Source organism: Acinetobacter sp. ANC 4558, assembly GCF_002135375.1.
Lineage (GTDB): Bacteria > Pseudomonadota > Gammaproteobacteria > Pseudomonadales > Moraxellaceae > Acinetobacter.
In genome coordinates this window covers 276277-298590 of sequence record NZ_NEGH01000003.1, presented here as the reverse complement: position 1 = coordinate 298590, position 22314 = coordinate 276277, and the positions used below count along the sequence as shown (strand labels likewise).

Here is a 22314-nt window from a genome sequence, read left to right as displayed (position 1 = left end):
TCGTTATTAATCAACTGAGGAATTATTCATGAGCCAAATCGTTGACATTCGTGCACGTGAAATTTTGGACTCTCGTGGTAACCCAACCATCGAAGCAGACGTAATCTTAGAATCTGGTGTTGTGGGTCGTGCATGTGCACCATCTGGTGCTTCAACAGGTTCTCGTGAAGCTTTAGAACTTCGTGATGGAGATAAAGCACGTTACTTAGGAAAAGGGGTTAAAACTGCGGTTAACAATGTTAATACCTTAATTCGCGATGCTTTGGTGGGTAAATCAGTATTTGAGCAAAAAGATATCGATAACACGATGATTGCTTTAGATGGTACTGAAAACAAAGAAAAGTTAGGTGCAAACGCAACTTTAGCAGTATCTTTAGCAGTTGCTCGTGCAGCAGCGGATGAAAAGAAAATTCCATTGTTCCAGTATATCGCTGATTTACGTGGACAATCTATTTTGACAATGCCTGTGCCAATGATGAACATCATTAATGGTGGTTCACATGCAGATAATAATGTCGATATTCAAGAGTTTATGATTGAGCCAGTGGGCTTTAATTCATTCTCTGAAGCATTACGTGCTGGTGCAGAAATTTTCCATTCTTTAAAATCAGTATTAAACAAAAAAGGTTTAAATACGGCTGTTGGCGATGAAGGTGGTTTTGCACCAAATTTACGCTCAAATGAAGAAGCAATTACGGTTATTCTTGAAGCAATTGGTCAAACGGGTTACAAAGCTGGTTCTGACATTATGCTTGCACTTGATTGTGCATCTTCAGAATTTTACAAAAATGGTCAATATGTACTTGCAGGTGAAGGCAACAAAGCATTCTCAAGTAATCAATTTTCTGATTATTTAGCAGGTCTTGTTAACCAATATCCAATTATCTCTATTGAAGATGGTTTAGATGAATCAGATTGGGAAGGTTGGTCTTACTTGACTTCTATTTTAGGTGACAAAATTCAATTGGTTGGTGATGATCTTTTTGTTACGAATCCTAAGATTCTTCAACGTGGTATTAATGAGAAAGTGGGTAACTCTATTTTGATTAAATATAATCAAATTGGTACTTTAACTGAAACTTTAGATGCAATTTATCTTGCGAAAGCAAATGGTTATTCGACTGTAATTTCACACCGTTCAGGTGAAACTGAAGATTCGACAATTGCAGATCTTGCAGTGGGTACAGCAGCAGGTCAAATCAAAACAGGTTCATTATGTCGTTCTGACCGTGTTGCAAAATATAACCAATTACTTCGTATTGAAGAATTGACGAATGCTGCATATCGCGGTAAAGCTGAATTTAAAGGTTTAAATTAAGCGATCGCATTTAAATGTTAAGCATTTTTAGCTCAACCATGAGCAAAGTATTATTGGGCCTTGCGATCATTTTGATCGCAGGGTTTCAGTACCTCTATTGGTTTGGTGAAGGTGGATATTTTGAACACCAGAAACTCAATCAAAAAATACAGCAACAAGCTGAATTGAATAGTGAATTAAAAGAACGGAACCGCATTTTGGCGGCAGAAGTTTATGATCTCAAAAATGGTATTGAAGCCATGGAAGAGCATGCAAGATTAGACTTAGGTTTAATTAAACCGCATGAAACATTTATACAAATGAGTACAATTAGTACGCAATATAAGCCTGTGTATGTGAATCCATATGCCAATGATTTAAGAACCAATGAACAAGAACCCAATGAACTTCCACCAGAACAATAAAATTTGGGCAATTATACCTGCTGCTGGTTCGGGTTCAAGATTCTCCAAAACAGAGTTAAAGCAATATCAATTAATTCAGAATAAAACTGTTTTACAACATACGGTAGAGCGAATTAATCAATTAGATTTAGCAGGTTGTGTGCTTGCAGTGAGCGAGCAAGATGATTTTGTAAAAACTTTAAGTTTTGAACATGCAACAAAAATACATTTTTGTCTTGGTGGTCGAGAACGGGTAAATTCTGTTTTAAATGCTTTAATCTATTTAAGTCAAATCGCATCTCAAGAGGATTGGGTCTTGGTCCATGATGCAGCGCGCCCATGTGTTGATGTCGCTTCGCTAGAAAAATTAATCACCTCTGCAATCTCTAATAACCAGAATGCTATTTTAGCAACGCCAGTACGAGATACCTTAAAAAAAGAAAAAGTGCATGCAGTTATTGAAAAAACAGTAGATCGTCATTTAATGTGGCAAGCACAAACCCCTCAAGTGAGTCGAATTGGTATATTAAAACATGCCATAGAAGAAGCATTGGCAGCGAATATAAATATTACCGATGAAGCAAGTGCTTTAGAGTTTATCGATGAAGCGGTTATGCTGGTTCAAGGGCGAGCAGATAATATTAAAATTACTTATCCAGAAGACTTAGTGCTTGCCAAACTTATTTTAGAATCTCAAAAAGAATCGTTATTGTATTAAAAAGAAACAAGAGTATGGTTTTTAATGATTCACACTTTCTAGCTTTAATTCTATAATTCAGGCTATATTTTTTAATATGAAAATTGAATGAAATGATACCTTCCCAGCAGTATCGTTTTTTACGTCATGCATTGCGTGATGGTAGAAGCATGAAAAGTGATGTGCCAAGCAGATGGGCAAAGCTACATTTAGATCCATGGCTTTTATGCTTTTTAATCTTGAATTCAATTTTAGGTTTAATGGTTGTCTATAGTGCGACAGCAGAAGATTCGGGTATGCTCATTCGCCAATCCATTAGTTTTGGGGTCGGATTTATTGCATTATTTATTTGTGCACAAATTCCGCCTAAAGTTTATCAATCTTTAGCACCATATTTATATCTCATTGCAACATTACTTCTATTATTAGTGCTGGTCATTGGCGAAAAGCGGTTAGGCGCGAAGCGATGGATTAGTTTACCTGCTATTGGAAGTATGCAACCCAGTGAGTTTATGAAATTTGCTATGCCTTTAATGATGGCATGGTATTTTTCATTAAAGCCATTTCCACCTAAATTTATGCATATTGTTATTGCATTTCTACTGATGATGATTCCTTTTATTTTGGTGGCATTACAACCCGATTTAAATATTGGTTTAATTATTCCAGGAATCTTTGTTTTATTTTTAAGCGGAATGTCTTGGCGATTAATTTTAGGTGCGTTAACTGGTTTTGCAATTATTGCGCCTGTGCTCTGGATGTTTGTTTTGCAAGAATATCAAAAAAAGCGTGTATTAACTTTATTTGATCCAGAATCTGATGCCTTGGGAGCAGGTTGGAATATTATTCAATCTAAAATTGCCATTGGTTCTGGTGGTGTAGTTGGAAAAGGTTTCACAGAGGGAACACAATCTCATTTGGGATATTTGCCTGAACATCATACTGATTTTATCATGTCAACTTATGCTGAGGAGTTTGGTTTTGTTGGCGTATTTTTACTTATCAGTTTATTTGCAGCCATTATTATTCGTTGTTTAATGATTGGAATGAACTGTTTTCATAATTTCGGTCGTTTGTTTGCTGGTGCAACAGGCTTAACATTCTTTTTCTTTGTTTTTCTGAATTCAGGTATGGTGAGCGGAATTTTACCTGTGACAGGAGATCCTTTGCCTTTAATGAGTTATGGCGGAACGGCTGTGATTGTACTCTTGGCAAGTATGGGAATTGTAATGTCTATTCATACGCATCGCTAAGTATGAAATTAAAAGTACTACATGATAAAAAAGTTTTAAAAAAATTGAATATCTGGCATAGTCATTGAATAAGTACAAACATTGAGTAAAATGCAAAAAACTGGAATGTTTTTTGCATAATAAAACAAATAAGCAATTATTGCAGGAGAGAAACACAATAGTGTTCGCCGAAGGAGCAACAGCCCCGGAAACTCTCAGGCAAAAGGACTGTAATAATTCAAAAATCTGGAGAGAAGTATTTTTTATACTCACCGAAGGGGAAGGTTAAATGATTAAGTTTAATCGAAGCTCTCAGGTAACAATGACAGATGGGGTAAACACAAGAATATAAAATATTCTTAGGGAGTGTTTATGTCACATATTATTATCATTGGTGCAGGCATTACGGGTGTCACATCTGCGTATGAGTTGATTAATTTAGGTTATCAAGTCACAGTTTTAGATAAACATTTATATCCAGCAATGGAAACTTCATTTGCAAATGGTGGACAATTGTCTGCGTGTAATGCGGAGGTTTGGAATCAAAAATCGACCGTATTTAAGGGCATTAAATGGATGTCGCAAAAATCTGCACCCTTATTGCTCAATCCTTCTTTTAGTGTGCATAAGTATACATGGCTAATGGAATTTTTAGGTCAGATTAAAAATTATGAAATGAATACTCGAGAAACAGTTCGCTTGGCATTGATGGCAAGAAATCGGTTATTTGAAATTGCAACACAAGAAAATATTGAATTTAATTTAGAAAAAAGAGGAATTTTACATTTTTATCATAATCAACATGACTATGATGACGCCATACGAGTAAATCAATTATTAACCCAAAGTGGTTTAGAACGATATGCAGTATCACCACAAGAAATTAAAAGTATTGAACCTACATTGACGGAGGAATATTTCGGAGGATTTTACTGCCCCGCAGATGCAACTGGAGATATTCATAAATTTACCGTAGGTTTGGCCGGAGTTTGTAAAGACAAAGGCGTGAAATTTTTATTTGGTACAGAAGCTTTAACTGTTCAACATTATGAGCATGGCATTGAATTGATTTACCGACATAGTAAAGAAAATATCAGAACAGATTTTGGCGATGAAAAAATCTCTGCTGATGCTATTTTAGTATGTGCTGGTGTGGGGAGTTATCAGTTGGCAAATATGCTAGGAGATCGCATTAATGTTTATCCTGTAAAAGGCTATTCAATCACAGTGAATATTAATGATGAACGTTCGATAAAAAATACGCCTTGGGTGAGCTTATTAGATGAGAGCAGTAAAATTGTCGCTTCACGCTTAGGTATGCATCGCTTTAGAGTTGCAGGAACTGCTGAATTTAATGGTTATAATCGAGATATTCGAGCAGATCGTATTCAACCATTGATTGATTGGACCAACAGACATTTTGATATATGTACTGAACATGTTGTACCTTGGGCAGGTTTAAGACCTATGATGCCGAATATGATGCCAGTGATGAAACAAGGCAAGAGAAAACGCATTTTTTATAATACAGGGCATGGGCATTTAGGTTGGACACTGGCGGCTGCAACTGCAGCAATCATAGGACAAGAAATTTTTAAAAAAATTCCAATTTAGTGATATTGTTTGATGTTAAGAACCTAAAATGATAAACATTGATGTTGGATTGCTTGTGTAAGACTTGAAATTTATGTTTAACCATATTTTTTATATCATCAAGTTTGATAATTAAGTAAAAAAGCATTTATTATTTTAAGAGTGTGCATGATGGAAAATAAAGATATTTCAGCTAAAACATTTTGGGTTTTTGCATTAATTTTAAGTTTAGGATTAGCGCTTTCTGCGGCTATTATTGGGTATTCATTTAAACAACTCAATACCACAAAAAACTCGATTACAGTAAAAGGCTTAGCGGAAAAGCCAATCCGTGCAGATACAGCACGCTGGGAAATTCGTCTTCAGACCCAACATGCATCTGAGAATGTTTCACAAGCCTATGAATTAATTGATCAACAAATGAAGTTATTGCAAAACTTCTTTATTGAACATGGAATTAAAGCCACAGAAATTCAGTTGGGCAATAAAAGTTCACAATCATATTATGAAGATGTGGATATTGGCGAGGGACGTACGACACGAGAGTTTCGAGGTTATCTTGCAACTCAGCCTTTAGTAATTAACACACGAGATATTCAAAAAATTGAAAAGGCAGCAAAAGATGCATATTTATTGGATGAAAAAGGAATTAGTATTGAACAGAACCCTGCGTATTTAGTTTCTAATTTAGAAGAAATAAAAATGTCTTTAATTGCTAATGCAACTAAAAATGCGCATAGCCGTGCGAATGAGTTTGCTAAAGTTGGAAATGTTAAAGTTGGTGCTATGCGTTCAGCAAGTCAAGGTGCATTTTATATTTTACCTGAGAATGGTTCCGATGATGGCAGTGATTATGGTGGAGCTTATGATAAAGAAACGATTAATAAAATTGCTCGTGTGGTCGTGACCATTAATTATTCAATTGAATAAACGATTAGTCTTGATGGTGTTGGTTGTATCATTTTTAATTCATTAATTAAGAAGATCGCAAGGAATAAAGTAGAGAGATAAATTTATAAGATAGATCTACTTTATTCTTTATTTATAAAATAATATGAAGAGAATATATGAGTCATTTAGAGCAACTTTTTCAACAAACTCAAAGGCACTATAATTTAATCCCAGATTTTATTGAACAATTACTTGTTGCTGATATTTATTGTATTGCGCAACAAAATAATGCCAATGAAATACAGTTCAGAGTTTTTGAAACATCTGAAGGGGAACAAGCGATTCCCTTTTTTCTGACTTTGGCACAAATTCATCAGGATATAGGAATAGAAACAGAATATATTTTGCTAAAAACTAAAAAATTATTTGAAATGACGCAAGGAGCGATACTTATTCTTAATCCAACATCAACTTTACACAAGGTATTTCAGCCAGAAGAAATTCAAATAATTTTGGACATGCATGCAACATAAATGTTGGAAAAAGATTGAATAAATTTATAAGCAATTAGCAGGTTTAGGAATACCCGCTAATCGACTTAAATGTCGTGCAACCAAACCAGTATTAAATTTTTCTTGCAAAATTGCATTATTTATTTCGGGGTGAATGGTTTTCATCAAAAATTTAATCAAGGGACGTGTCGCGGGGGAGTGACCATATTGTTGATAAAACTGACGCACTGCATTTAAAATTTCAAAATGCCATGGGGTCAATTCTAAAGAAATTGTATTGGCAAGTTCTTGCGCGACATGTTCATTCCAAATGGTGTAATCGAGTAAATGCCCATCTTGATCAAGTTCTAAAGTCATAAAAATCTCAAATTATTTTAAACTAATACAGCGAGTGTGTTGTATGCACAGTTTTGCAAAATCTTGATATTGAATAATTTCAATATTTTTTATATCGAGATTCATTAAGGTATCGCAGTCTGTCTCAAGCAAATAAATTTTGTTTAAAGTTTGAAGAAATGCATCTGTAATAAATTGTACCGCTTCGCCCATTAAAATAATAAAATCATCTTGCATATATAAAGATTGTAATTTATTCAAGATATGTGGTGTAGCAGCAAAATCTGACTGAATTAAAAAAAGTGTCGACATAATGTCATTCTCAAAATTTACCAATATAAAACATGATCAAATTGTTTGATGAATTGTGAATTAAGTTCAATAAATTCAATATCTGGATGGTTTTTGAATACATCTAAGTGAGATTGTTGGTGTTTTTCCAGATAAATTGGGCTTAAATCATAAAATTCAAAACTATCGACCAAATTAGACGCAAGCTTAAAAGCATGTTTTAAGGAATTAAATTGTAGTTCTGATTTTAATAAATTTAATGCTGCATCTTGTAGGAGAACTTTTACGTCACAACCAAATGTTGCAAGTACCATGGTTGCAGACAAACTTTCATATATCTGTAAACTATTTAAATTGGATTTAGTTAAGATAACGAGTACAGATTTCACATCATTCACCTTTTAAAACGCCAGGCATTACCAAATAAAAAATTAAAACTGAATTAAGCGATCTGCAGTTTGTACTGCATCTGCAAGCTCGCCAAGTCCCACTAATTCAAAGCCACAAGCTAAATTATGTTGGCTAAGTTGGTGTCTCTTGGCATTTTCAGCATCTGTAATTCCTCGGTTTAATGCAGCACTCACACAAACAGGCAAGCGAATAGATAAGTTTTGCCACTCATTTTTTAAATTACGTTGGTCATCTGGTACCCACTGTAAATTATTTGCGATATAAACACCATCTTGATAGAAAAAGACACGAAATTCTTCATTCATATTTTTGAGTGCTTGAGCTAGTCCAAATGCATGCCAAGCATGAATCGAAGTCGGTGCAGATGTAATTAATAATAGGGTACTCATCGATATTCACTAAATAGAGCTATCAACTCTAGAGATATATAAATTCTGAAAGAAGCACCATTATACAATGATTTTAGGTGTCATCTAAATAAATTAATAAGACCTATCGATAGTATTTTACCAATAATCTGATTAAATCAAATGATTAAGCAATATCTAGTATCTTAAAATTATTCAACTTTTTTAATCTAAAACAAATTTTCCAACCAATTAATTTTTTGTTTCAGTGTAAATAGATTGATGACATGATTTTTTTTGTATGATATTGAACATTATTATATGTATGTGAAATTGCAAAAGCCCTCATATGAGAGCAATTGAACGTATTTTGTGATTAAGTCTTGGAACGTTAAATGCTAAAAAGGATAGGATGAAAATCAAGCCGCTTAATTTGATTCATCTTGGAAAATTGTCTCAATCGATAGATTAAAAATCTTTGAAAGTTTGAACGCTAAAGGCAGACTAGGGTCATAGCGTCCTTTTTCAATCGCATTAATAGTCTGGCGGGATACACTTAAATATTCAGCAAGTTGTTGCTGCGACCATCCCTGTTTATTTCTTAATTCGGAGACAATATTTTTCATCGATAACGCCAAACACCAATTGCAACGCCAACGCCCCATAAAGTAGCCATTACAGGCCATATGACAAACATTGATAATTGAGGGAAGCCTATGTTTTCTAAAAATCCATAACTAAAACTAGCGAATGCCGTGGCAGTAAAAGCAAAGGCAAGTGCATATAATTGAATTTGCCGTTGTAATTCATCCAAGCGGGTAATAAGTCTCACAACACTAACTATAGTAAGTAAGCAGGGTAAAACAGGTAATAAAGTAACAATAATCTGTACAGTGTAATCTATTTGATCTCGTTTAAGATAGTTTAAAGATAATATCAGTACGATCAAATATAGGACTAAACTTACACCTAATTCTAAAGGATATCTAAATTTTTTCATATTGCTCAAATGTAAAGGAAACTTTACAAATAATAGTGTATTAAATTTTCAATGTAAAGGAAACTTTACTTTTTAAACATAAAATAATCATGACCTAACTTCAATGAGTTATTAAAGCTAAAAAGTCAGGACATCTTTAGAAGACAAAGAGAAGGCAGAATGATTTTAATACAATCAAAAAATGAATGAAGAGAGTATTCTTATTCCATTAATATGAAATATATAAATGCGTTAAGATTTATTTAATAGTGTTATTTTTATTACAAAATATTATAATAATCATTCTCACTTTGTAATGAAAAATGTATGCATATCTTGATGGTTGAAGATGATCTTGATATTTTAGAAAATATTTCTGAATATCTTGAAGAAAAGAAGTACATTTTAGACTTTGCAACGAATGCAATTCAAGCTTTAAATTTATTACAAAAGAATAATTACTCATTGATTCTATTAGATATTAATTTACCTAGAATGAATGGCTTTCAATTATGTCAGCGTATTAAGGAGCAACTACCCAATATTCCGATTATTATGATTTCTGCACGTGATCAGCTACAAGATCGTTTAGATGGCTTTTCATATGGTGCAGAGGACTATCTAGTTAAACCTTTTGCTTTGTCCGAATTACATGCACGAATAGTTGCGCTTTTAAAACGATGTAATCAATTAAATTATCCACAAGTTTTACAAGTGGCTGACCTTAGATTAGACCTAGGAACTCGAAAACTAACCCGTGATCAGCAAATATTACATTTACCTCCAATTGCACTGGCTGTACTTGAAAAATTAATGAAAGAAAGTCCAAATGTTGTATCAAGACAAGAGTTAGAAAGAAATCTCTGGAAAGATGAAGTGCCGAATAGTGATAGCTTACGCACACATATTCATTTGATTCGTCAAGTTATTGATAAACCTTTTAACGGTACTTTGTTACAGACTGTACATGGTGTCGGTTTTAAAATATGCGGATAAAAAAATTGCCTGTGCAAAAGTTAAAAACACAATTGATCATCTTATTTGTCAGTTTTACTTTATTTATGAGCAGTATTTTTATCGCATTGAGTTTTGCGGGATTAAAACAAATTGAACAAGAATTACAAAATATTGATATGGGACTGGCACTCGATCGGATTCGTCAGCAATATTTACATGGTGAAGATGTTGGTCGTAAAAATCGATTCTTCCATGGATTAAAACAACAAAATGATTTCCCAGATTGGCTAAAATCATTCAATTCTGGTTTTCATAAAATTAATCAAGATGACGTGTTATGGCATGTAATGATCAAGGATTATCCAGATCAGCGTTATATTTTAATTCGTGATTACACGTTATTTGAAAGCAATAAAATTTATTTAATTTTAATTATTCTCGCGATTTTTTTGACCAGTGGCGTGCTAAGTTTAGGTTTAGTACTTCTCACTATTCGTTTTATTGTGCATCCGATTGAACAACTTGAACGTTTGGTGCGTCAACAATATCAGGCTGAGAACATGCTTCAATTGAGTCAACATTTTCCTGAAAATGAAATTGGTCGTGTTGCACAGGCCTTTGATGACGTTTATCAGAAATTATTTATTACATTACAACGTGAAAAGTTATTCAGTGCAGATTTAAGTCATGAATTACGTAGTCCTTTAATGGTGATTTTAAGCAGTTGTGAATTATTAAGTCAAAATTCAATGACAGAAAAACAGTTGAATCGAATCTTGAAAATTCAAAAATCAGCGGAAAATATTTTGGCACGTGTACAGGTATATCTTGATTTAGCACGGCAAAATCCAATTGATCAAAATATTGAAAAAATGTTTTTATTTGAGATTGCAGAGCAGGCGATTGCAGATTGTCAGGATTTAGCCCAAAACAATCAAATTGAATTAATTTTACGGCAACAGCAAACTACGAATATATCTTATCCGTATATTTTCACTTATACGATTTTAATGAATTTAATCAAAAATGCGGTTGAATATGGTGGTGTGCACACTCAAGTTACCATTGTACTTGAAGATACAGGTTTTTGTGTCTTTGACAATGGAATTGGTATAGATGAAGTTGAACAATCTGATGTTTTCGATCCATTTGTACGCTATCAGCATGCTTCTCAGCATAATTTAGGTTTAGGATTATCATTGGTACAGCGTATTTGCCAATACCTTGATTGGAAAATTACGTTGTCTTCAAGTCCTAACCATGGTTCACATTTTCAGATTAAATCATCTAAAAGCTTACATGACATCGCTCCACATTCGTAGTAAATTATGATAATTTCCAGTCAGTTGTAATAAAGCATTTGGATGAGCATGTTCAGCAGTTAAGGTCTGAATTGCAATATCCATATCAAAAAGAATGGAACGTTGTGATTGTTCGCGAACTAAACTTTCTATCCAAAAAAATGCAGCAAAACGTTCGCCATCTGTGACTGGATTGACGCGATGTACACTGGTTCCAGGATAAACAATCATGTCTCCAGCTTTGAGTTTAATTTTTTGTTCGCCATAGGTATCGCGAATGACTAATTCACCGCCTTCATAGCTATCGGGATCGGACAAAAATAATGTAGCGGATAAATCTGTACGAACACGTTCTTTGACACCTTTAATGCCACGAATTGCATTATCAATATGAAAACCAAAATGCCCACCATGATGATAACGGTTAAAGAGAGGCGGATAGATGCGTTTAGGCAAAGAAAATGACATAAATAATGCATTTTGACTGATACGTTGAATTAACTCTTGACCTAACTGGATTGCAAAAGGATTATCTTCATCTAACTGTAAATTTTCTTTCACTTGTGATGATTGTATACCAGCAGTTTGTTTGCCATTCACCCATGATTGTATCTTTAATTGTTGACATAATTGTGCAGCTTCGTCTGGACTGAATACGGATTTTATTTCAATGATCATATGATTATCTGTCGATATTTCAAAATGGTTGCAGAAGAATGTTTTGAGTTTATGATTGACCTTATCGAGAATAAGGTCAATCTTGATAAGATTTAAAATCTAAAGTTTAAAAATGAAAATCAACAGTTGCAACAAATGTACGTCCAGCACCTGGAATACCATAGAGTTGATAACCATCCAAAGAAGCAGCAATTCGGCTGTAATAAAACTTATTGAAAAGATTATCAATATTTAAACCAAAACCGATTTGATCGTTGTATTTATAATGTGTAGCAACTGAAGACAACCAGTAACTTGGTGCTCTTTCATTATCTTTGACCATGACTGGATAAAGTTTGCCATTATAAATTGCATTACTGCTGTTGTTGGATAAACCACCTACGTAAATATTATCACTATAACGACGCTCACCTACATATTGTAGCCCATAGCTTAGGTTCAACTGATCACTGACATTATAAGTGTTCCATAAACTGAAACTATTTTTAGGTAAATTCTTTGGTTCAGCGCCTTCATTGACACCTTTGGTAATTTTGCCATGCATATAGCTATAACTTGTCGTGATATTCCAACGATCAGTAATTTGCCCTGATGCGGTGAGTTCCAAACCATCAACTCGTTTCGCAGGCAACTGACGTACGACATATTCATCGTCACCATATTCCCAACTATCTGAAAGTTCAGTACGATAAAGTGCCGCAGTTAATGATAATTGTTGATTAAGCACATCCCACTTTGTGCCTAATTCTGTCGTTTTGGCTTTGGCAGGTTTGTAATTGCTCTCTGAATTTGAACCATAAATGTTATTATTTGTGGTTGCACCAACTGCTGAAGGTTGTTGAGCTTGGCTGTAGGAAATATAAATACTGCCATTTTCTGCTGGTTTATACGTCAAGCCAGCTCTGGTGCTCCATACACCATCATTTTGCTTATATTCTACTAAGGCATTATTTTTAGTGACCTGTTGCTTTAGGTCAAATCGATCATAACGTAGTCCTAAATTTAGTAGCCATTTAGGGCCAAATTTAAGCGTATCATTAAAATAATATCCGATATTATGAATGGTTGCTTTATTTGTTGCATCTCCAACACGTGTGCTGACAGCACCTAAATCAAAACCTTTATCTTGTGTTGATAAATCAATTGTTGGATTTAAGCTTGCTTTTAAAGTATTACGAGCTAAATCACCATAGCTTTCACGATAAAGTTCAACCCCAGTGGCAACATCATGCTGAACGATTCCTGTATTAAATTTAAATTCAGCATTGGTTTGGTTGGCTGCGATGATATAACGTTTAGACGTGGTAAGCGAGGTTAGACGTAACTTTGCCAAAGGATCTAAACCAGAAGTAATTGGAGTTGAACCGTGCAAAATACCATCAGATAAATCTGACCCAACATAACCATAAGATTCGCCAAGAAGATTGTTAAAACGGGCAGGGCTTAAAATAGTTAAACGATCAGTTTGTTGATAGCGGCTGATATTACTTAATTTAATATTCTTGCTGAGATCATGTTCAATTTTAAATGTGGTTTGATCATTTTTAATTTGATCTGTATACAGGTTTTTATCACCATACCAAGCGTCACGTGCCACAGTTGGCATCCGTTTTCCACCTGTACCACGTTGAATTGGTAAACCAGTATCTGGAGTATTATCATCATCTTGATGCAGATAGTTGAGATGAATACGTGTTGCCGTACCTAAACCTGTGGCAAGATCAATTGCGCCGCCCCAACGATCGTTATTGACGACATTACGTTCAGATACTTCATTATAATGTCGCATTAAGTTGATACGAACAACCGAAGTTTCATCAATTTGTTGGTTAATATCAGCAGTAGCACGACGATATTGATCAGAACCTAAACCAAAACTAAAATCACGTGAATTGCCTAAGTGCGCTTTTTTATTGACAAGGTTTACACTACCACCCACTGCTGATGCACCCGATTCAATTGAACCTGTTCCTTTGAACACTTCAGCTTGCTCAAGGTTGAAACTCTCAGTGCGGTTGGACATACCTGCATCTCGAATTCCATCTACAGTAATGGCTTGCTCCGCAGAAAAACCACGAATTGAAAATAAATCGCCCCAACCTAAATTGCCCTCTCCAGACATAAAGGTAATTCCTGCGACATTTTTCAAAACATCTTGAAGGCTTTGTGCATTTTGTTCATTGATTGTTTTAGATGAGACAATACTGACACTTTGTGGCGTATCTAAGAGAGGTTGAGTGAATTTGTTTGAATCAATTTTGGCAGGTTGATTGGATACAGCTTCAAGCTTGATTAAAGGGAGTGCCACTGCAGGAGATTCGGCTGCACGGGTATGTCCGATAAAAGAACTACCAATAAGCATCCCTAAAGAGGATAACTTTAATAACTGAATGGATTTATCTCTGATGCCATAAGTATTTGATGACATTACACACCTCAAAAGCGAAAGATTTTCAATTGCATTTGGAGTATATTTTTTTAGTTGTTAATATTTTGTTAAGATGAGGGGAATAAGGAGAAAGAATTTAAAATTTTCGTTGAAGTCAGAATTTTTTCAAGAATTAAGTTGGCTTGATACTTTGTTATCACTTGGGTAGCGTAGATTTAGGGTATAGAAGGTGTTATTTTAAATCGTGCTGATTTTTAGAAATTTGAACAAAAGTTTACTCATTTATGCTGAATTATTAGAAGTTTAAAGTTTTAAGTAATGTAAGAACGATAGTCCAACATTAAATAAGAATACGTAATTGTCTTGCTTTATCTTAAATTTAAGCAATTTAGATCTTGTAATGATTCAATATATCTAAATTAAATTTTATCAAATGATGAGCTTTTTTATAGTTTGGTATAGTATAGGAAATCACATACAAAAATATATATTTATGTCTGATTTATATAAATATCGATATACTCGAATTGGTACGACAGGGTGCATACCAACACATAAAATTTTTATTAATACCCAAGATAATAAAATTGCGAAATTTGTATTTGCAGATGATACTTTTATCTATGGTGTGGTTTCTGATTGGTTTTTGAGGAATTCTGATTTTGATACGCGAAGACCAATATGGAGTGAGGAAAGCCCATCTTTTATCGAGAATGAAAAAAGATTATTGGAAATATATAAGGCTTCCCATCCATTATTTAAAACTGAAATCAATACAAATTAGATTGAGTTATAGATCAAAATTAGATTTCTCCTGCTTAAAACTCATATGATTTAATCAGGAGAAGAAAAATAAGGTTTTGATCAGCAGTTTAATGATCATCAAAGAATTAACTGCATTTCATGCCACTTTTCGCCACCGTGACTAGATTCTGAAATTTTACAATATTCAAAACCAAACTTTGCATAAAATTTGACGTACTGATCTTTGCAGATTAACTGAATGCTCTGTTTATTGAGGTCTTTCATTATTTTAATAAAATTATGAATAAGCTGAGAAGAATAGCCTAAACTTTGGAATTCAGGATGTATTACCACAGACATAATTACAATATGAGAGGCACTAGACGAATGTCCTATTAATTCTTTAAAATTTTCATCAGACATCACCACTTCATCTGTACATCCACTATTCATAAAACCAATAACTTTATGATTGAGTTCTAAAACAATAAATCCCTCAGGATATTGTTCAGCACGTATTCTGATTTTTTCAAGCGTGGCTGCTTCTTCTGCAGGATATGCAGCAGATTCTATTTCAAAGCAATGATCAATATCATTCGGAGTTACTTGGCGAATTGCAATATTCATAGATCGGTGCGGTTCTTTAAAGATGGAAGTTATTATTCTAAAATATTTTATAAGTGTATATGATGCAATTTATTCTATCAAATAATGAAATTTATGCATTTAATTCCCCATAATTTTGATCTTAATTTACTTTCAGTTTTCTATGCTTTGTATAGACATCACAATGTTATTCAGGCTGCAGAATCATTATTTATTAGCCCTTCTGCTTTTAGTCATGCTTTAAATCGGCTCAGGACTGTTTTAAACGATCCACTTTTTATACGAATTGAGGGTGAAATGAAGCCGACAAAAAAAGCGGAGGAGATCGCACCATTTATTTTTAATAGTCTTGAAACACTGTCGATAAATTTATTCAGCAATGAAGAGTTTAATTGTGAAAGTAGCACTTATGAATTTTATATTAATTCCACTGAATATACGGCATTTAGTATATTACCTTCACTTATTCAAAGATGTAGACAATTGGCACCTAATATTCGCTTTAAGATTCTGCATGAAAATAAAAGTAATTCTTTTAAGAATATACAACTTGGAAAGATCGATTTAACCATCGGGTATTTGGAGCAAGAAGAAACTTTACCCAAAAATATAGAATCTGTTAAGTGCTTTACTGATCGATATGTTGTTGTGGTTCCAAAAGGAAAATACCAATCGATTGATTTAGATGTGTATATTAAAAATAACCATATTCGTATCAATGCTTGGCATGATCATGAAGGAATCATTGATCAATCTTTAAAAAAACTGGGCTTAACCAGAAATATAGTAGTTGAATTGCCTCATATTATGAGTAGTCCTTATATGATAGAAAATTCAGATTTAATGATTAGCTTGCCGTATAGAGCAGCAAAAGTACTTAAAGATATTTATCCGATTGAAATATTTGAACTATCATTTAATGTGCCAGAGTACGAAATTACGATATTTTCATTACAGCAAGAGCATTTAAATGATGCTCAAGCTTGGCTAATGAGTCAGATTAATGAGATATTTAAATGATAAAAATAGTTTTTAATTTAAGTTTGTATATTTCTTGAATTAAATTGATTTTTAATTAAATGTTTACATTAAATTTGAGCATGTTCAGCAACAATTTTGAATATTTTTAGATGATACTCTATGAAATTTCTCTCCATTATTTATTGATTATACTGGTTGTTAAATCATCATAGAGATTTGTTAAATCGTCGTACAGCTTTGTACACTTAGATCATTGCTGCACAACTTTAGAGCCAAGAATGAAAAAATCATTATTTATCAGTTGTATATTATTATTGATATCAAACTTTACGTCTGCTGGAAAAATTTATACAGAATTTCCATCTCAGGTGGATGCTAATCAGAAATATGTATTTTATTCTCATGGTTTGATTTTAGAGGGAAATATTGATACACCCATTAACCCTAAAAAACCACAATGGGGGATGTATGATTTTCCAAATGTTAAGGAACAATTAAGTGACAATGCATATAATCTAATTGCATATCATCGACCTAAAAATACCGATAAATATGAATATGCACATAAGTTAAAACATGACGTAGAACACTTAATACGTTTGGGGGTGAAGGCTGAAAATATATCATTAATTGGCTTTTCTAGAGGTGGAGAAATAACGCTTTTGGCATCTAATGCTTTAAAAAATGAAAAAATTAATTATGTAATTCTTGCAGCATGTTTGGGTGATATTGAACGTGATCCGAATATAAAACTCTATGGACGGGTTTTATCGATTTATGAAACCTCTGATGAGGTTGGGTCTTGTAAGACAATTCAAGAAAGAAGCCCACGAATAACATCTTTCACAGAAAAAGCAATTACGACTAATCAACAACATGGTGCTTTTTTTAGACCAAATCAAATTTGGATTGAACCGATAAAAACGTGGATCAATGCATTTTAAGAATTGATCATTCATTTAAAAGTGTGAGGTAAATATTCACACTTTTAAATATATCGATGAATGGATGAATTGTATTAAGGTTCTACATTTAAACCATATTGAATTAAATTTGGATATTCATAGGGCGAATCTTCCGCAGGATAGCGTAAATTTTTAACCCCATAAATCTTTGCAATATTCCATAAAATACTTTCGCCAGCAGGAAGTGTTTGAAATTGTAGCTGGTAAATTGGATCTTGATAGGCACGATCACTGTCTATAAAGGTCCAACCTTGATGTTTAAATGCTTGAATGATATCTTCTAACCATGCCGCATTAATTGCTCTAACATGTAATAAAAGTACATGCTTTGGCGAACGCCCGATAGTTTGTAATGCTAAACCATCATAATATTGTGCTCGGTCAAGCAAATGATGGATATACGCTTGTTTGAGTTTATTTATACTATTTTGATCATTTTCTTGCTGATATTTTAAGAAGAGTAAATTGTAATACCAATCACTAGCATCAATGCTAACCGCACCAGATTGATAATGATTTTCTGTTAGCCATTGACGGACACCGTCCCGTTTTTCGATTGTATTTCCTTCTTTTAAGTAAGGGAATCGATATCTAGGAGTAAAACCTGTTAAATCCTTGAAAGCTTGATGACCTTGTTGCATATCTTGCAAATAATTAGATAAGGTTACTTCACTTTTATTTAAATTAAGATGTAAGTTGGAGTGATTGCCAATTCGATGACCTTGTTCTCCCCACTTTTCAACAATACTTAATCCATTTTGTGATCCGACTTTGCTGAGGCTTGGATATAAAATGACTGAAATTTCATTTTTCTTTAATGTATTTAGAATTGCATCATTAATCTGAGATGCATCTGGATTCGTATCAGGATCTAATCCGTCATCAAAGCTTAAGGTGAGGCTTTTTGCAATGGCGATATGAGATAAGCTTAGTAAATATAAACTAAGAATAATTTTTTTAAACATAAAAAGGCTCTATTCTTCCATTTTGTAGAGGTAAGTGATATCACGCATTAAGATGCTGTTATGTCCGTATTTGAAAGTTGATCGTTCAATCTATTTGATAAATATTACTTGGTTATTCTATATGATAAATACTTTTATACATAAAAACACATGAATTTGGGTGCTTAGGGCATTAAAGTGATTTATCGCAAAGATGTTTAAGGTAAAGATCGCATAGATTGTTATTAATTTTATTGAGATTAATTGATTTTTTAGTTTACTTTCAAAATAATTTATTTCTACTGATATCGTATTTTACTTAAGAAAATTAGTTGTTATTATTCAAAATAATGTGAAATTTAAAACTAATTCAAGATATTTTGAAAAATCTATTTAAATTTATAAAATATTGTTTTAAATAAAGTTAATTAAAATTTTTTAATCAAAACATAAAGACACAAATCCCTGATTGCTATGAAGTTTATACTGGAATATGTTGGTAAATACCAATAAATATTCGAGTTAAATCATGAATAATCAAAAAAAATATATGGGTGAAACAGTACTTAATAATTCGCTTTTAAATCAGGGAACAGCTTTTTCAATAGAAGAGCGAAAACGACTTGGTTTATTAGGTTTATTACCTGAGAAAGTTGAAACTGAAGATGAACAATTGCAACGTGTTTTGTTTCAAGTAAAAAGTCGTGCAAATGATTTAGATCGTTACATTTATTTATCCGCATTGCTTGATACCGATGAGGTTTTGTATTTTAAAACGCTTATGTCAGATCCAGCTTACTTTATGCCATTAGTCTATACTCCGACAGTAGGTGAGGCATGCCAAAAATTTGATGAAATTATGCGTCGTCCCCGAGGTTTATATTTACCTATTACTCGACAGGCAGAGCTTGATGAAATTTTAAAAAATTGGTATGAACCAGATGTTAGATTTATTGTCGTGACTGATGGTCAGCGTATTTTGGGTTTAGGTGACCAAGGTATTGGAGGAATGGGAATTCCAATTGGTAAATTATCCCTTTACACTGCATGTGCAGGGGTTCCTCCTCAAGTAACTTTGCCGATTACATTAGATGTTGGTACCGATAATGCCGATCGTTTAAATGATCCAATGTATTTAGGTTTAAAACAACCGCGTGTAACTGGTGAAAAGTATGATGAATTCATTGATGCTTTTATTCAATCTGTGCAGCGAGTTTTTCCTAAAGCATGTATACAGTTTGAAGATTTTGCTTTCGCACACGCAGCACCAATACTTGAAAAATATCGTGAAAAAGTTTGCTGTTTTAATGATGATATTCAAGGTACTGCAGCAGTTGCACTGGCGGGTATTCAAACAGCTTTGAGAATTACTCAAGCGAAGTTATCCGCACAAAGAATTTTATTTTTTGGCGCAGGCACAGCGGCTGTTGGAATTGCGACCTTATTTACCAAAGCTTTAATGATGGAAGGATTGAGTGAGGAAGAGGCGAGAACACATTGCTGGATGTTTGATATTCATGGTTTATTACAGAGTCAACGTCATGATTTAGCCGATTTCCAAAGACCATTTGCTCACGAGCATTCTGCTGTTGGTCGTTTTGTTGATGCAATTAACACACTTAAACCAACCGCAATTATTGGTGTTTCTACGGTTGGAAAAGCCTTTGATCAAGCAGTAATTGAAGCGATGGCGCAACATAATAGCCGACCGATTATTTTCCCTTATTCAAACCCTACTGAACATTCAGAGTGCTCAGCACAAGAAGCTTATCAGTGGTCAAATGGTCAAGCTGTTTTTGCCAGCGGTAGCCCATTTCCACCGGTACATTTTAACAATAAAGTCTTTGTTCCAGGGCAAGGAAATAATGTTTATATTTTTCCTGCAATGGGAATGGCAATTTATGCAACTGGTGCAAAGTTAGTTACGGATGAAATGTTCATTGTTGCAGCACAAGCACTCTCGAAAGAGGTTTCTAACGAATATTTAGATATGGGCCTAATTTATCCACCACAAAAAGAAATTTTAACGGTATCGTTAAAAGTTGCCGCTAAAATTGCTGAATATATTTTTCAACATGGTTTTGCTTCTCTTGATCAACCCGAAGATATTAGTGTTTATATTCAACAGCTTGCCTATACTCCTACTTATCCAGCGGTGTAATACGCGTTTAAGGCAGTATTGGAACATCTGACTGGGAGTTGACTATGCTACATATTATTCTTTCTGCGATGGGGCCAATTATTGTTGGCTTACTTGTCGGATTTATCTGTGGGAAAAAGAAATATTTTAAGGAAGAAACAGAACAAGCTTTCGCTGATTTTGTTGTAAAAATTGCTTTACCAGCAGCACTTTTTGTTTCTGCTGCAACCGTTTCACCCAGTATTTTATTGAATTTTGATTATTTTTTATCTTTAGCTGCGGGCTTAATCATCACCTTTATTATTGGTTTGATTGTTGCCAAGTTTATTTTTAAACGTAATCGACGTGATGGAACAATGCAGGCCTTGACGATGTCATTTCCTGATATGGCGTATTGTGGACCACCAGTACTTTTAGCGACCGTTGGTTCTTCAGGACTCATTGCTATGGTCATGGGTAATTTAATTTATACCGTGATCATTCTACCTATTGCAATGTTGCTATTAGGCAATGGCGATAAAAAGCAAAGTATAGGCCGTGCAATTTGGAAAAGTGTTTATCAGCCCTTAGTCATTTTACCTATTCTTGGTGCGATTGTCGCAATCTCTGGAATTAAACTTCCAACCGTATTTTATAATTCAGTTGATGAGCTGGGTAAATGTGCGGGTGGTGTAGCCTTATTTTTCCTTGGTTTAATGATTTCTCACATTAAGCTAAAATTCAATTTTGAGATGCTTTGCAATATTTTTATTAAGAATATTCTACAGGCGATTATTATTTTGGTCGTTGCGATTGGTTTAGGTTTAGAAGGTGGATTGTTAAAATCAGCTTTTATTATTGGTATTTTACCAACAGCAACTGCTGTGCCAGCACTTGCAATGAGTTATAAAGCATATGAAGAAAACGCAGCAGCAGCTGTATTTTTAAGTACTTTGTGTTCTTTGGTCACAATCGTGTTAGGGATTATTGTCATTGAAACATGGTTATAAGATTGAGTTATATAGAATAAATTTCTATAGACACATAAAGGCAGGATCGCAATCGCGATCCTTCTCTTTTTAGGACTAGTTCTGAATTGAAGTCATGAGGTGTTCTTTGGAATCATCAAAGCGCTGAACAGTCTAAAGTTGTGCGCCATTTTAGCGATAAGTACAACAAAGTAACTTACGATTCTTGGCTTGCGCATGTTCAAATGAATGATTTAAAAGTTAACTTAGAAAAAATGAACAAAGCCCATGCGTTGCAAATTAAAAATAAAACACGTTCAGCGAATGACAAACATTACGATAAGTTTAAACAAGCCAATTATGCTTAAAAGATTTAACCACATTACATAAAAATGAAGATGATGCAAAAGTCCTTAAAAATTGAGTTAAAGATACATCAGGTGTCAGATCAGCTGAATTTCAAGGGGGACTTAAATTATCTGTGGCAAGAATGTATGTGATTGGTTGTAGGATAATCAGTTTAAAAGAAGGTTCAAAATAATTTTTTATTTATCTGCTTTAAGTAGAGTTACAATATCAAGATTAATAACAATGGATATAATATAATTATTTTATGAAAAATAAATAAAAATTAAGCACATACAAAAAAGAATTTATAGATTCTTTTTTGGT

25 protein-coding genes and 1 riboswitch are annotated in these 22314 nt (G+C 33.6%); of the genes, 15 read left to right on the top strand and 10 right to left on the bottom strand.

Going from position 1 to position 22314, the window contains the following annotated elements; genetic code table 11:
- Positions 1-28 precede the first annotated feature (28 nt).
- The 7 genes from eno (at position 29) to B9T31_RS05950 (ending at position 6647) form a co-directional block, all read left to right on the top strand.
- Complete coding sequence (gene eno / locus B9T31_RS05980) at positions 29-1318, top strand: phosphopyruvate hydratase (RefSeq protein WP_086181042.1); 1290 nt, start codon at positions 29-31, stop codon at positions 1316-1318.
- Between the two features lie 14 nt (positions 1319-1332).
- Positions 1333-1722, top strand: a complete 390-nt coding sequence (locus B9T31_RS05975) for a septum formation initiator family protein (RefSeq protein WP_086181041.1) — start codon at positions 1333-1335, stop codon at positions 1720-1722.
- Entirely contained in the window at positions 1685-2419 is a 735-nt protein-coding gene (ispD, locus tag B9T31_RS05970; RefSeq protein ID WP_228145989.1) for a 2-C-methyl-D-erythritol 4-phosphate cytidylyltransferase, read from the top strand. Before B9T31_RS05975 ends, ispD begins: the two co-directional genes overlap by 38 nt.
- 92 nt (positions 2420-2511) lie before the next feature.
- Complete coding sequence (rodA, locus tag B9T31_RS05965) at positions 2512-3651, top strand: rod shape-determining protein RodA (protein ID WP_086181039.1); 1140 nt, start codon at positions 2512-2514, stop codon at positions 3649-3651.
- Between the two features lie 132 nt (positions 3652-3783).
- A riboswitch (glycine riboswitch) is annotated at positions 3784-3871 on the top strand.
- 131 nt (positions 3872-4002) lie between these two features.
- Entirely contained in the window at positions 4003-5244 is a 1242-nt protein-coding gene (locus tag B9T31_RS05960) for a D-amino acid dehydrogenase (protein ID WP_086181038.1), read from the top strand.
- 150 nt (positions 5245-5394) lie between these two features.
- Positions 5395-6153, top strand: a complete 759-nt coding sequence (locus tag B9T31_RS05955) for an SIMPL domain-containing protein (RefSeq protein WP_086181037.1) — start codon at positions 5395-5397, stop codon at positions 6151-6153.
- 137 nt (positions 6154-6290) lie between these two features.
- Positions 6291-6647 carry an SseB family protein gene (locus B9T31_RS05950; protein ID WP_086181036.1) on the top strand — a complete coding sequence of 119 codons (357 nt, stop codon included), beginning with the start codon at positions 6291-6293 and terminating at the stop codon, positions 6645-6647.
- Between the two features lie 24 nt (positions 6648-6671).
- Here B9T31_RS05950 and B9T31_RS05945 read toward each other — a convergent pair whose 3' ends face one another.
- From B9T31_RS05945 to B9T31_RS17985, 6 genes are all read right to left on the bottom strand, one after another.
- Positions 6672-6983 (bottom strand): TusE/DsrC/DsvC family sulfur relay protein, encoded by a 312-nt coding sequence (locus tag B9T31_RS05945; RefSeq protein WP_086181035.1) that lies wholly within the window; start codon positions 6981-6983, stop codon positions 6672-6674.
- 12 nt (positions 6984-6995) lie between these two features.
- On the bottom strand, positions 6996-7274 hold the full coding sequence (locus tag B9T31_RS05940) for a hypothetical protein (RefSeq protein ID WP_086181034.1): 279 nt from the start codon (positions 7272-7274) through the stop codon (positions 6996-6998).
- Positions 7275-7291: 17 nt separating this feature from the next.
- Positions 7292-7642 carry a hypothetical protein gene (locus B9T31_RS05935; protein WP_086181089.1) on the bottom strand — a complete coding sequence of 117 codons (351 nt, stop codon included), beginning with the start codon at positions 7640-7642 and terminating at the stop codon, positions 7292-7294.
- Positions 7643-7684: 42 nt separating this feature from the next.
- The gene (gene tusD / locus B9T31_RS05930; protein WP_086181033.1) at positions 7685-8053 is read right to left on the bottom strand and encodes a sulfurtransferase complex subunit TusD; all 369 of its coding nucleotides are present in this window, start codon (positions 8051-8053) and stop codon (positions 7685-7687) included.
- 386 nt (positions 8054-8439) lie between these two features.
- Positions 8440-8637 carry a helix-turn-helix transcriptional regulator gene (locus B9T31_RS05925; RefSeq protein ID WP_086181032.1) on the bottom strand — a complete coding sequence of 66 codons (198 nt, stop codon included), beginning with the start codon at positions 8635-8637 and terminating at the stop codon, positions 8440-8442.
- Positions 8634-8843, bottom strand: coding sequence for a hypothetical protein (locus B9T31_RS17985; protein ID WP_228145988.1), 210 nt, complete (start codon positions 8841-8843; stop codon positions 8634-8636). The genes B9T31_RS05925 and B9T31_RS17985 overlap by 4 nt, the downstream gene beginning before the upstream one ends.
- A gap of 474 nt (positions 8844-9317) precedes the next feature.
- On the opposite strand from B9T31_RS17985, the gene B9T31_RS05915 reads away from it, so the two are divergent.
- Together B9T31_RS05915 and B9T31_RS05910 are read left to right on the top strand one after the other, a co-directional pair.
- Positions 9318-9986: a response regulator transcription factor gene (locus tag B9T31_RS05915; protein WP_086181030.1), complete on the top strand. Its 669-nt coding sequence runs from the start codon at positions 9318-9320 to the stop codon at positions 9984-9986.
- Positions 9977-11269, top strand: a complete 1293-nt coding sequence (locus B9T31_RS05910; protein ID WP_086181029.1) for a sensor histidine kinase — start codon at positions 9977-9979, stop codon at positions 11267-11269. Before B9T31_RS05915 ends, B9T31_RS05910 begins: the two co-directional genes overlap by 10 nt.
- Here the strand turns inward: B9T31_RS05910 and B9T31_RS05905 are convergent.
- Positions 11243-11926 (bottom strand): Fe2+-dependent dioxygenase, encoded by a 684-nt coding sequence (locus B9T31_RS05905; RefSeq protein WP_086181028.1) that lies wholly within the window; start codon positions 11924-11926, stop codon positions 11243-11245. The genes B9T31_RS05910 and B9T31_RS05905 overlap by 27 nt on opposite strands.
- A 106-nt stretch (positions 11927-12032) precedes the next feature.
- Positions 12033-14354 carry a TonB-dependent receptor gene (locus B9T31_RS05900; protein ID WP_086181027.1) on the bottom strand — a complete coding sequence of 774 codons (2322 nt, stop codon included), beginning with the start codon at positions 14352-14354 and terminating at the stop codon, positions 12033-12035.
- Positions 14355-14808: 454 nt separating this feature from the next.
- Here B9T31_RS05900 and B9T31_RS05895 point away from each other — a divergent pair, with 454 nt between their 5' ends.
- Positions 14809-15099 carry a hypothetical protein gene (locus tag B9T31_RS05895; RefSeq protein WP_086181026.1) on the top strand — a complete coding sequence of 97 codons (291 nt, stop codon included), beginning with the start codon at positions 14809-14811 and terminating at the stop codon, positions 15097-15099.
- Positions 15100-15197: 98 nt separating this feature from the next.
- Here the strand turns inward: B9T31_RS05895 and B9T31_RS05890 are convergent, their stop codons facing one another.
- Positions 15198-15686, bottom strand: coding sequence for a GNAT family N-acetyltransferase (locus B9T31_RS05890; RefSeq protein ID WP_086181025.1), 489 nt, complete (start codon positions 15684-15686; stop codon positions 15198-15200).
- A gap of 93 nt (positions 15687-15779) precedes the next feature.
- Between B9T31_RS05890 and B9T31_RS05885 the strand changes: the two genes are divergently transcribed.
- Together B9T31_RS05885 and B9T31_RS05880 are read left to right on the top strand one after the other, a co-directional pair.
- The gene (locus B9T31_RS05885; RefSeq protein ID WP_228145987.1) at positions 15780-16685 is read left to right on the top strand and encodes a LysR family transcriptional regulator; all 906 of its coding nucleotides are present in this window, start codon (positions 15780-15782) and stop codon (positions 16683-16685) included.
- Positions 16686-16924: 239 nt separating this feature from the next.
- Positions 16925-17590 carry an alpha/beta hydrolase gene (locus tag B9T31_RS05880; protein ID WP_086181023.1) on the top strand — a complete coding sequence of 222 codons (666 nt, stop codon included), beginning with the start codon at positions 16925-16927 and terminating at the stop codon, positions 17588-17590.
- Positions 17591-17664: 74 nt separating this feature from the next.
- On the opposite strand, the gene B9T31_RS05875 is transcribed toward B9T31_RS05880, so the two are convergent.
- Positions 17665-18576 (bottom strand): polysaccharide deacetylase family protein, encoded by a 912-nt coding sequence (locus tag B9T31_RS05875; protein WP_086181022.1) that lies wholly within the window; start codon positions 18574-18576, stop codon positions 17665-17667.
- A gap of 508 nt (positions 18577-19084) precedes the next feature.
- Between B9T31_RS05875 and B9T31_RS05870 the strand changes: the two genes are divergently transcribed.
- The 3 genes from B9T31_RS05870 to B9T31_RS05860 all read left to right on the top strand — a co-directional run bounded on the left by B9T31_RS05870 (position 19085) and on the right by B9T31_RS05860 (position 22010).
- Positions 19085-20716 carry an NAD-dependent malic enzyme gene (locus B9T31_RS05870; RefSeq protein WP_086181021.1) on the top strand — a complete coding sequence of 544 codons (1632 nt, stop codon included), beginning with the start codon at positions 19085-19087 and terminating at the stop codon, positions 20714-20716.
- A gap of 44 nt (positions 20717-20760) precedes the next feature.
- Complete coding sequence (locus tag B9T31_RS05865; protein WP_086181020.1) at positions 20761-21684, top strand: AEC family transporter; 924 nt, start codon at positions 20761-20763, stop codon at positions 21682-21684.
- Between the two features lie 140 nt (positions 21685-21824).
- Positions 21825-22010, top strand: a complete 186-nt coding sequence (locus B9T31_RS05860) for a hypothetical protein (RefSeq protein WP_086181019.1) — start codon at positions 21825-21827, stop codon at positions 22008-22010.
- The last annotated feature ends 304 nt before the right edge of the window (positions 22011-22314 follow it).